At 40.7% G+C, this 590-nt stretch carries 1 protein-coding gene; it reads right to left on the reverse strand.

Features of this window, described 5'->3' with window-relative positions; genetic code table 11:
* Positions 1 to 149: 149 nt before the first annotated feature.
* A partial coding sequence (locus tag ACS8FD_RS22780) for a M20/M25/M40 family metallo-hydrolase (protein WP_439277530.1) occupies positions 150 to 590 on the reverse strand: 441 nt, incomplete at its 5' end.

Consider the following 590-nt stretch of genomic DNA (forward strand, 5'->3'; position numbering starts at 1 on the left):
TATTGGGATTGAGTAAAGCCAGTAAATGACCTTGTCTGTCAGTAAAAATTAGATAATTTAAAAGGTTTAATTTATAGTTGATAAAGAACAATGATAAAAAAAGCGCTATTTTAAATCAGATAGCGCTTTTTTACGTTAGAGGGGTAAAATCAATCTAACAACAAATTCTCTAGAATGCCTTCATATATCTGCGCCAATCTGCCCAAGTCATCCACCTCAACCTTTTCATCAACTTGATGAATCGTAGCATTGCGCACGCCAAGCTCAACGACTTGTGCACCCGTTGGCGCAATAAAGCGTCCGTCAGAAGTACCGCCTGAAGTCGATAAAGTTGCCTGTGTGCCCGTCACCGACTTAATGGCTTGCTGGCAGGCAGAGACGAGTTTACCTTCAGGTGTCAAAAACGGCTGACCGGATAATTTCCAATGAATATCATAACTGGCCTTGCTATCAGCAAAATGCTTATCAAAGATAGCATGGGTTTTTGCTTTTAGTTCATTTTCAGTTGTTTCCGTTGAAAAGCGGAAGTTAAAAACGACTTCAAGCGTCTCAGGGATGACATTGGTTGCGCCAGTGCCACTATTGATATT

The organism is Psychrobacter sp. 1U2 (genome assembly GCF_051847575.1).